The following is a 10,438-nucleotide window of genomic DNA, read 5'->3' as shown; positions in this document are numbered from 1 at the left end:
GACGCGGCCTTGGCCGCCTTCTCCGCTTACGGCAGTGACGCCAAGACAGACCAGCAAGCGCAAGGCGCGCTGGAAAATGCGCGAGGGCTCGATGGCGAGGCGCGGGCAAACGCACTACGCGCTCTGTTCCTCACGCAGAAGGGCACGCCTGCCGCCAATCTCTGCACCAAAGGCTTCAAGGATGCCGCGCCCGATATCGGCGCGATGCTCGACGCCGCTAAAGGCCCGTTCGCCGCGCTGGAGACGGACTTGGCGCACCTTCGCGTGGCCGAAGCGAGCGGCGCGGTCATCGTGCTCGCCGATGCGATCCTGGCGGACTACGAAGGCCGAAAGATTCGCAACGGGGTGCTCGACTACGACGACTTGATCATCAAGGCACAGCATCTACTGTCGCGCACAGGTGCGGCGGCCTGGGTGCTCTACAAGATCGACGGGGGTGTCGACCATATCCTGGTGGACGAGGCGCAAGACACGAACCCCGAGCAATGGTCGATCATCGAGACGCTGGCGGATGAGTTCTTCGCCGGGCGCGGCGCCGGCGAGCAAACGCGCACGCTTTTCGCCGTGGGCGACGAGAAGCAATCGATCTACAGCTTCCAGGGCGCCAATCCGGCGCGCTTCGGCGCCGTGGGCCAGGCTTTCAGCAAACGCGCGCAAGCCGCGCAGATCAAATGGCACAAGGTGCCGCTCAACGTGTCGTTCCGCTCCACGGTTCCCGTGCTAGCTGCGGTGGATCATGTGTTCGGGCAGGACCACGCGGCGCAAGGGCTGACCTTCGCCGAGAACACCATCATCGAGCATCACGCCTTCCGCCAGGGCGAGGCGGGGCTCGTGGAGCTTTGGCCGGTCGAAACGACGGACAAGCCGGAGCCCGCCGAGCCGTTCGAGCCCTGGACCGAGGACGTCAGTGGCGCGGATGCGGTCGATACGCTGTGCAAACGCATCGCAACTCAGATTCGCCGCTGGCTGGATAGTGCTGAGCCCCTGCCCTCGCAAGGACGCCCCATTCAGCCCGGCGACATTCTGATCTTGGTGCGGCGGCGCGATCCCTTCACCGCGCCAATGATCCGCGAGCTCAAGCGGGCAAAGATTCCCATCGCCGGCGCCGACCGCATGCGGCTGATGGATCAGCTAGCCGTGCAGGATCTCGTGGCGCTTGCCGACGTGCTGCTTATGCCGGAGGACGACTTGGCGCTCGCAGTGGTGCTGAAGAGCCCGCTATTCGGCCTCAGCGAAGACGATCTGTTCGCGCTGGCGCACGATCGCAAAGGATCGCTGTGGGCGGAGCTCGTGGCGCGGCGGGACGAGGAGAAATTCACCGAAGCTGCAACGCGGCTTGCCGCCTGGCTCGGTCACGCGGACACCCTGCCACCTTACGAATTCTTCGCCGAGCTGCTCGGGGCCGACGGCCAGTTGATGCGCAAGCGCATGCTGACGCGGTTGGGGCCGGAGGCGGCCGAAGCGATCGATGAGTTTCTCGACGCCGCCCTCGCCTACGACCGGGACTCCACGCCGTCGCTGCAAGGCTTCGTTCACGAACTGCGCCATGGCGAGATCGACATCAAGCGAGACATGGATCAAGACCGCGACGAGGTGCGCATCATGACCGTGCATGGCGCCAAAGGCTTGCAAGCGCCGATCGTCATCTTGCCGGACACGTGCACGAACCCGCGCGGTCAAGGCCCGCGCATCTATGAAGCGCCGCGCCCCGGACAGCCGCCCGGTGAGGTGGACCACCTTTTGTGGCCGCCGGCGGGGCATTCCAACGTGCCTGGGCTGGCGACGGCCAAAAGCGCCACGGAGAGAGCCGAACGCGACGAATATCACCGGCTGCTCTACGTCGCCATGACGCGTGCCTGCGACCGGCTCTATATCTGCGGCTGGCAGGGCGTACAGCGCCGCGACAAGAACTGTTGGTACGATCTCGTCGCTGAGGGCCTTGAGCCTCACCTCAGCCAAACCGATGGTGACGACGGCCTCACCGTTTCCCGCATGACCTCATCGCAGAAAAAACCCGCCAAGGACGCAGCCACGCCGGCCACCGTGCTGGAGACGCCACCGCTGCCGGACTTCGCCCTGACGCCCGCGATGCCGGAACGCGTGCGCACACGGCTCGCGCCGTCGCATCTTGCGCTAAATGCCGCAAGTGAAGGCGATGGCAATGGCGGTAGTGATGGCGCGTTCGGTCCGGAGCAGCCGCCGCTTGGGCCAAGCGCGCTGGCCGGCGATCTGCGTTTCGTGCGCGGAGGCCTCGTGCATGCGCTGCTTCAGCACCTGCCCGAGGTACCTGCGGCAGAGCAGGAGCGTGCGGCGCGTAGCTTCGTGGCGGCCCGCGGCGTAAGCCTGCCCGATACGCTAAGGGAGGAGATCGTCGGCGAGACGCTCGCCATTGTGAGAGATGCGACGTTCGCGCCTCTGTTCGCGCCCGGAAGCCTTGCCGAAGTCCCCGTAGTGGCGCGATTCGGCGACGGCGAAGATGGTTTCGATCTCGAAGGCCAGATCGACCGGCTCGCCATTTTGGACGGCGACCTCCTGATCCTCGACTACAAGACGAACCGTCCGCCGCCCACAACGCCCGGTGAGGTGGCGCAAAGCTATATCAACCAGCTCGCCGCCTACCGGCTGGCGCTCGGCAAGATGTTTCCGGGAAAGCCGGCACGCGTGGCCTTGCTGTGGACCGACGGGCCGCGGCTCATGGAGATCCCATCAACTTTGCTTGAGGCCGCCGAGCACGACATGTTGAGCCGCGGGCCAGCCTTGACGCGTTGAGGGGGCGCACCTAGGTTCCGGTGGCTAGATCGGGCGCAAAACTGGCCCAGCCGGCGGTTAGGAGAAAAGCGAATGGCGATTGATACGGTTTCCGACGATACATTCGACGCCGAGGTGCTCAAGTCCTCGACACCTGTTGTCGTCGACTTTTGGGCCGAGTGGTGCGGCCCCTGCCGCCAGATCGCGCCCGCGCTGGAAGAAATCGCCTCCGAACTCGGCGGCAAAGTGAAGATCGCCAAGCTGAATATCGACGAGAACCCCGCTACGCCAGGCACTTACAATGTCCGGGCAATCCCGACGCTGATTCTGTTCAAGGACGGTGAGGTGGTGGACACGCTCCGCGGCGCTTACCCCAAGAACCATCTCGCGGCGTGGATCGGGGGCGCCGTCGACGGCCCCGTTAGCGCGTAACGCATTTATGCATGCAGCTTGAGGACGTGGCCCGCGAGGTAGAGCGAGCCGCAGATCAGCACGCGCGCCTTCTGCCCGCGTGACGCGGACCGCAGCAGCGCTTCCGGCACACTGTTGACTGCAACCGTATCGAAGCCTTCGGCGCGCGACAGCTCCGCCAAACTTTCGGCGTCGAAGGCGTTCGGCTCGCCCGGGATCGGAACGGTGTAGACGCGTTCCACCAATCCTTTGAACGGCGCAATGAAGCGCCGGGCGTCTTTGGTCTCCATCATGCCCCAGATCACATGCACGGGGCGCGGAACACGCTCGTCGAGTTCGGCCAGCGTATGGGCTACGGCCTGCCCGCCAGCCGCGTTGTGTCCGCCATCGAGCCAAATCTCGGTGCCGTCTTCGGTGTAGGCATACAAGCCCCCCACGGAAAGCCGTTCGAGCCGCGCGGACCAATGCGCCTCGCTCACGCCGTCTTCGAGGGCGCGGGGCCCCAGCGCATCGCCGAAAGCAATGCTCGCGGCGGCGATCGCGGTGCCGGCATTATCAATCTGGTGATGCCCCGCCAGCCGCGGGAGCGGCAAGTCGACAAGGCGCGACGCCGTCTGAAAGACCAAGCGGCCTTGCTGCTCGTACATGTCGAAGTCGCGCCCAGCCACGTGGAGCGGCGCGCCGAGCTCTTGGGCGCGGGCCTCGATGACGTCGAGGGCCTCTTGGTCCTGACGGCCGACGACGCAAGGCACGCCAGCTTTCAGGATGCCGGCCTTCTCCCCGGCAATCTCCGTCAGCGTCTCGCCGAGGAATGAGACGTGATCAATGGAGATCGGCGTGATGATGGTGAGCAGCGGTTTCTTGACCATGTTGGTGGCGTCAAGCCGGCCGCCGAGACCCGTCTCCAGGAGGAGCAGATCGGCCGGCGCCTCCGCGAAGGCGAGAAAGGCCGCGGCCGTGGTGACCTCGAACAGCGTGATCAGCTCGCCGCCATTCGCCGCCTCGGCGCGGGCGAGGCAGTCGACGAGGACATCCTCGGCGATGGGTGCGGCGCCGTCGGGACCGGCAAGAACGATGCGTTCGTGAAAGTCGACGAGATGCGGCGAGGTGTAGAGATGAACGCCCTTTCCCATCGATTCGGCGATCGCGCGCAAGAACGCCAGCGTCGAGCCCTTGCCGTTGGTGCCTGCCACATGCACGACGGGCGGCAGCTTCTCTTGTGGATTGCCCAGCGCGTCGAGCACGCGCTCGATCCGCCCCAGCGAAAGATCGATGGACTGCGGGTGAAGCTTCTTGAGACGCTCCAGCAGCGTGTCACTCGTTGCCGAGCGGGGGCGGGGCGCAGCGCGCCCGCCGCTATAAGGTAATGTGGTCAACCCTCAAAGGACCTTAGGCGTTCTGCGGCGGAAGTTGATTAGCGCCATTGCCGGGGGCCTTCGTCAAGGCCTCGTCGTCATTCTGTTCGCCCTCGCCTTCGCCCTCGTGGTCGGCGGCCAGACCGTTTCCAGGCCGCGGCTTGTCCTCCGGCGCCGGCAGGGCCGGTTGTGCGCCGTCTGCCGCCACCTCCGCCACCGGCGCAATCTCGATGTCGTGGCCGAGGCGGCGATGCGTCAAGAGACTGCAGATACGCGCCAGCGTGCCGCGCAGTTCGTGCCGGTGCACGACCATATCGACCATGCCGTGGGCATGGAGATACTCGGAGCGCTGGAAGCCGTTTGGTAGCTGCTCGCGGATGGTCTGCTCGATGACGCGTGGGCCCGCAAAGCCAATCAACGCGCCCGGCTCGGCGATATGGATGTCGCCAAGCATGGCGTAAGAGGCGGTCACGCCGCCCGTGGTCGGATGGGTGAGCACCACGACGTAAGGAAGCTTCGCCTCGCGCAGTTCCTCGACGGCGACCGTCGTGCGCGGCATCTGCATCAGCGAGAGAATGCCTTCCTGCATGCGTGCCCCGCCCGAGGCCGCAAACAGAATGAAGGGCGCTTTGCGCACGAGCGCGGCGCGCATGGCCGCGATCACCGCCTCGCCTGCGGCAGTGCCGAGCGAGCCCCCCATGAAATCGAAGTCCTGCACGGCGGCCACGACGGTGTCGCCGTTAAGCTTGCCGATACCGGCGAGCACCGCATCGTTGAGCCCCGTCTTGCCGCGCGCATCCTTCAGGCGATCGGTGTAGCGGCGCTCGTCACGGAACTTGAGCGGGTCCGTCGGCACTTCCGGAAGATGGATCGCGGCGAACTTTCCGTTGTCGAAGACGGACTTCAGCCGGGCCGGGCCCGACATGCGCATATGATAGTTGGACCCCGGAACGACGAACTGGTTCGCCTCCAGGTCCTTGTAGTAGATCATCTGCCCGGTCTCGGGGCACTTCACCCAGAGATTGTCCGGCATGTCCTTCTTCCGAAGGATGTTCCGGATTCTGGGTCTTACGACGCTGTTGATCCAGTTCACGGGTCTAACTCTCTCACTATGCCGTTTCAGACGGCAGCCGCCTCGACCTCGGGCCGCAGGGCGGACGACAAATGCTCCACAAGCTCAAGCAGGCACGGCTCGGTTTCCTTCGTCGCCTTGCCACTGTCATCGAGGCTCTCGGCGATCGCGGCGACCAGCGCGGATCCAACGACCACGCCTTCAGCCACGCCCGCCAGCGCACGCACCTGCTCTTGGCTCTTCACGCCGAAGCCGACGGCAATCGGCAGCTCCGTATGCGCTTTGAGCCGCGCCACATGCTCGCCGACGGCCGCGATGTCCGGCGCCGCCGTGCCGGTGATGCCCGCGATGGACACATAGTAGACGAAACCCGAGGTATTCGTGAGCACGGCCGGCAGGCGCTTGGCATCGGTAGTCGGCGTGGCAAGCCGAACGAAGTTCAGCCCACTCCGGGCCGCGGCCGGGCGAAGCTCCTCGTCTTCCTCAGGCGGCATATCCACCACGATCAAACCATCGGCACCGGCGTCCACCGCATCGGTGATGAAGCGGTCAACCGGATACACGTATATGGGATTGTAGTAGCCCATAAGCACTACCGGTGTTGTGTCATTTCCTTTGCGGAACTCTCTAACCATGGAGAGCGTCTTTTTCATGGTCTGGCCGCCCTGGAGCGCCCGCACGGAGGACGCCTGGATCGCCGGCCCATCAGCCATGGGGTCGGAGAAGGGCATGCCAATCTCGATGATATCGGCGCCCGCGCCCGGCAACCCCTTGAGCATGGCGAGCGAGGTCTCGTAGTCCGGGTCGCCGGCAGTGATGAAGGTTACGAGCCCAGCGCGGCCCTCGCGCTTCAGCGCGGCGAATTTCTGGTCGATCCTCGTCATGCTCACATTTCCATCGAGAGGTGCTCGGCGACGGCAAAGATGTCCTTGTCACCGCGGCCGCACATGTTCATGACCAGGAGATTGTCCGCTGGCAGCGTCGGCGCAAGCTTCCGCACATAGGCCAGGGCGTGGGACGGCTCAAGCGCCGGAATGATGCCTTCGAGCTTGGTGCAGAGTTGGAAGGCATCGAGCGCCTCCTTGTCCGTCACCGCTACGTAAGCGACTCGGCCGGAATCCTTCAGCCAGGCGTGCTCGGGGCCGACGCCCGGATAGTCGAGACCGGCGGAGATAGAGTGACCGTCGATGATCTGACCGTCGCCGTCTTGAAGGAGATAGGTGCGGTTACCGTGCAGGACACCGGGCTTGCCGCCGGTCATCGATGCCGCATGGCCGTTCGGCGTATCGAGACCGTGGCCGCCGGCTTCCACGCCGTAGATCGCCACGGACGGATCGTCGAGGAAGGGATGGAAGAGCCCCATGGCGTTGGAGCCGCCGCCGATACAGGCCACTAGCGTGTCGGGCAGACGCCCTTCTCGCTCCATCATCTGCTCGCGTGCTTCCTTGCCGATGACCGACTGGAAGTCACGCACCATGGCCGGATAAGGATGCGGCCCCGCCACCGTGCCGATGATGTAGAAGGTGTCGTGCACGTTGGCGACCCAGTCGCGCAACGCATCGTTCATAGCGTCCTTCAAGGTGCCGGAGCCGGACGTTACCGGGTTGACCTCTGCACCTAACAGCTTCATGCGGAAAACATTGGGCTTCTGCCGTTCGATGTCGGTGGCGCCCATGTAGATCACGCAAGGAAGCCCGAAGCGCGCGGCGACGGTCGCCACCGCAACGCCATGCTGGCCGGCGCCGGTTTCGGCGATGATGCGCGTCTTGCCCATGCGCTTGGCGAGCTGGATCTGCCCGAGGCAGTTGTTGATCTTGTGAGAGCCCGTGTGGTTCAGCTCATCGCGCTTAAAGTAAATCTTGGCGCCGCCGAGATGCTCCGTCAGCCGCTCGGCGAAGTAGAGCGGGCTCGGGCGCCCCGCATAGTGGGCGTTGAGCGCATCGAGCTCGGCCCGAAAGGACGGGTCGGCCTTGGCATCCTCGTAGGCCTGCTCCAGATCGAGGATCAGCGGCATCAGAGTCTCGGCAACGAACCGGCCGCCGAACAGGCCGAAATGGCCGCGCTCGTCGGGACCCTCGCGATAGGTATTCAGTGCGTCGGTAATCGTCGTCATGATGCCTTGGCTTTAATAGGGGCGGCGCCACGCGCCGCCGCGATGAACTGGGTAACGAGGTCAGCGTCCTTCACGCCGGGGGCTGTCTCGACCCCAGAAGAGACATCGACCATCGCGGCGCCCGTCTGACGGACGGCTTCAGCGACATTGTCTGGGGCGAGCCCTCCCGACAGGGCGAACGGCGCGCGGGCGCCCGCAAGCACACTCCAGTCGAAAGCGACCCCGTTGCCGCCCGGCAGCGGCGCGCCTGGCTTGGCCTTGGCGTCGTAAAGAATGTGGTCGACGGCCTCGTAGGCGTCGGCGCGGGCGACATCCGCCGCCTCACCGACGTGGATTGCCTTGATCACCGCCAACCCCGTGCGCGCCTTGATGGCAGCCACGCGTTCAGGGGTCTCGGAGCCATGGAACTGTAGCACATCGGGGCGCACCTGCTCCACCACGGCATCGACCAGAGCACCGTCCGGATCGACCATGACGGCGACCGTGCGCACACGGCCCCGGGCAGCCGCGGCAAGCGCCGCGGCCTCGTCCAGGCCGACATTGCGCGGGCTCTTGGGGAAGAACATGAGCCCGACATAGTCCGCGCCGGCGCCGGCGGCGGCGTCGAGAATGGCGGGCGTTCGCACGCCACAAATTTTGACCTTGACCGTCACGGGGCTCTATTGGCTCTCGGGTGAGGGTTTCGCGGGCCTTTTCGGGCCTTATCGCGGGCTCACCCTATGAAATCCGGGGCTTCAAGTCCATCGCACTGCAACATCGGCGTTACCGGAGGCTCAATGCGACCCTGAGGCCGCAGACGCCCTCTCGCGCCAGCGCCAAGCCGCAACGCCCGCCCAGACGGCCTCCAGGACACCGAAGGGCCAGGCCCCTTGCAGGAAGCCGTAGGCCGAGCCCAGCAGGCAAGCGCCGGCGAAGGCCAGGATGTACCAATGGCTCCTCTCCTCCAGGGCGTAGGTGACCAGCATCGCGGTGACCGCGAGGAGACCGAAAACCGTGAGCGGGTCCATCCGCAGCCCGCTACTCGGCCGGCAGTTGCGGCCGCTGCCCTGCCGGATGGAGGTCTTCCAGCTCCTTCTCCAGGCGGTCCGCCTGACGCCGCCAGTCGCGGGCCTCCCGGGCCTCCTCGCGCGCGGTGCGGCGCCACTTGCCCTGGTTGAGCCAGGAGGCGATGCCGCCCACCACGAGGCCGATCGCGAACGCACAGAGCAGAAACAAGAAGAACGGCGCCTGAAGCGAGAGACCAGGCTCTGCGCCACCAAAGGGGTTGAGGATCAGGACCGCCGGATCGCGATTGACCACGGCCAACGCGATGAGCACCACGCCCAACGGCACGACGATGAGTGCGAGGATGAGCTTACGCCACACGAGCGGCTCCATAAGCGGCCGGCGAGCCTACGACTGGCTGTCACCGCTGTTCGGGTTCAGGCGCTCACGTAGTTCTTTGCCGGTCTTGAAGAAGGGTACGTACTTGTCCTCGACGAAGACCGTATCGCCCGTGCGCGGGTTACGGCCCTGACGGGCGGCACGGTGCTTCACCGTAAATGCGCCGAAACCACGCAACTCCACGCGATCGCCGCGCGCCAGCGCGCCCGTGATCTCATCGAGCACAATGTTGATGATACGCTCAACATCACGATGAAATAGATGCGGATTGGCGGCTGCCACCCGCTGAATCAGCTCGGATTTGATCATTCACGCCCCACGGGGCTGCAGCCATTGGTTGCCGCTAGCCCTACGCCCCCACTAGTTGGATGCAGGGTGCCAAACGGAGACAAGACCGTCAAGGTTCAGGCTGGCGGATGCCCGGTCGAGAATTAAGGCTAGCTTGCCGCCGGACACGCCCAGAATCGCGCTGGCGGAGTCGAACAGCAGGCCGAAAAAGCCCGCCGACTCGTCTTTTGGCTGCCATTGCACGACCTTTAGCCGGGTCGGGATTCCGTGCTCCTTGTTCAACCAGGCGAGGGCCGCGCGCTCCCCGCCGATCTGGTCGACAAGCTTCAAATTCACAGCCTGGCGGCCGGAATAGATGCGCCCCTCGGTGAGACCCGGAACCGATCCCGGCGAGATCTTGCGGCGCTCCTTCACCAGATCGACGAACCACACTTTGGCGTCCTCGACCATCTCGGCCGTCATCTCGCGAGCGCGTTCATCCGTGGGCTCGAACGGGCTCGGCACCGCCTTCAAGGGACCACTCTTGACCTCCTCGACCTCGATACCGACCGTCTTGAGCAGCTCGGTGACGTTAGCCCACTGGAAGATGACGCCGACGGACCCGGTGATGGTGTTCCCGTAGACAAAGATGCGATCCGTGGCGAGCGCCACGATATAGGCGGCGGATGTGGCGAGCGTCCCGCACGTCGCAACGACGGGCTTCTTCTCGGTAAGGCGGCGAATGGCATCGTACATCGCCTCCCCACCCGTGGTGGTGCCGCCGGGGCTGTTGATGTCGAGGATCACCGCGCGGACCTGGTTGGCCTTCGCCACCCGATCGATCAGCTGGAGCATCTTGCGGTCGTCGGTGATGACGCCGCTCACGTTGATGCGCGCGATGTGGGGAAGAATGCCGGCGGACCCCGCCATCTGCTTGTCGGAAAATATGATCACGCCCAAGGCCAATAGGCCCAGCACCACCGCGGCAACGCGCCAGGCGGTGACCCGCCGCTTGAGGCGGCGGTGCTCGATCACTCTTTCGGCGTCGAGAACCATGGCTTGCTCAGACCCTCCGGGTCACGACCTCGC

11 protein-coding genes are annotated in these 10,438 nt (G+C 65.2%); 2 read left to right on the top strand and 9 right to left on the bottom strand.

The window, feature by feature from the left end:
- Positions 1-2,769: double-strand break repair helicase AddA (gene addA, locus ABY454_RS04820; RefSeq protein ID WP_372929042.1), on the top strand; the 2,769-nt coding region annotated here is incomplete at its 5' end.
- 72 nt (positions 2,770-2,841) lie between these two features.
- Positions 2,842-3,180 (top strand): thioredoxin, encoded by a 339-nt coding sequence (gene trxA, locus ABY454_RS04815; protein ID WP_372929041.1) that lies wholly within the window; start codon positions 2,842-2,844, stop codon positions 3,178-3,180.
- 5 nt (positions 3,181-3,185) lie between these two features.
- On the opposite strand, the gene ABY454_RS04810 is transcribed toward trxA, so the two are convergent.
- The 9 genes from ABY454_RS04810 to sppA all read right to left on the bottom strand — a co-directional run bounded on the left by ABY454_RS04810 (position 3,186) and on the right by sppA (position 10,405).
- A complete protein-coding gene (locus ABY454_RS04810; RefSeq protein ID WP_372929040.1) occupies positions 3,186-4,535 on the bottom strand; it encodes a folylpolyglutamate synthase/dihydrofolate synthase family protein in 1,350 nt (449 codons plus the stop codon).
- A gap of 13 nt (positions 4,536-4,548) precedes the next feature.
- Positions 4,549-5,607, bottom strand: a complete 1,059-nt coding sequence (gene accD, locus ABY454_RS04805) for an acetyl-CoA carboxylase, carboxyltransferase subunit beta (protein WP_372929039.1) — start codon at positions 5,605-5,607, stop codon at positions 4,549-4,551.
- Between the two features lie 26 nt (positions 5,608-5,633).
- A complete protein-coding gene (gene trpA, locus ABY454_RS04800) occupies positions 5,634-6,470 on the bottom strand; it encodes a tryptophan synthase subunit alpha (protein ID WP_372929038.1) in 837 nt (278 codons plus the stop codon).
- A gap of 2 nt (positions 6,471-6,472) precedes the next feature.
- Positions 6,473-7,699 carry a tryptophan synthase subunit beta gene (gene trpB / locus ABY454_RS04795; RefSeq protein ID WP_372929037.1) on the bottom strand — a complete coding sequence of 409 codons (1,227 nt, stop codon included), beginning with the start codon at positions 7,697-7,699 and terminating at the stop codon, positions 6,473-6,475.
- On the bottom strand, positions 7,696-8,352 hold the full coding sequence (locus ABY454_RS04790; RefSeq protein ID WP_372929036.1) for a phosphoribosylanthranilate isomerase: 657 nt from the start codon (positions 8,350-8,352) through the stop codon (positions 7,696-7,698). Before ABY454_RS04790 ends, trpB begins: the two co-directional genes overlap by 4 nt.
- 120 nt (positions 8,353-8,472) lie before the next feature.
- Positions 8,473-8,706, bottom strand: coding sequence for a hypothetical protein (locus ABY454_RS04785; protein WP_372929035.1), 234 nt, complete (start codon positions 8,704-8,706; stop codon positions 8,473-8,475).
- Positions 8,707-8,716: 10 nt separating this feature from the next.
- Complete coding sequence (locus ABY454_RS04780; RefSeq protein WP_372929034.1) at positions 8,717-9,076, bottom strand: LapA family protein; 360 nt, start codon at positions 9,074-9,076, stop codon at positions 8,717-8,719.
- Positions 9,077-9,091: 15 nt separating this feature from the next.
- On the bottom strand, positions 9,092-9,391 hold the full coding sequence (gene ihfB / locus ABY454_RS04775) for an integration host factor subunit beta (protein WP_372929033.1): 300 nt from the start codon (positions 9,389-9,391) through the stop codon (positions 9,092-9,094).
- A gap of 51 nt (positions 9,392-9,442) precedes the next feature.
- The gene (gene sppA, locus ABY454_RS04770) at positions 9,443-10,405 is read right to left on the bottom strand and encodes a signal peptide peptidase SppA (RefSeq protein ID WP_372929032.1); all 963 of its coding nucleotides are present in this window, start codon (positions 10,403-10,405) and stop codon (positions 9,443-9,445) included.
- Positions 10,406-10,438 lie beyond the last annotated feature (33 nt).

It is taken from the genome of Methyloceanibacter sp. (assembly GCF_041573655.1).
Lineage (GTDB): Bacteria > Pseudomonadota > Alphaproteobacteria > Rhizobiales > Methyloligellaceae > Methyloceanibacter.
Note: the sequence above shows the minus strand (reverse complement) of the source record. Positions and strands in the feature narration are given on the sequence as shown.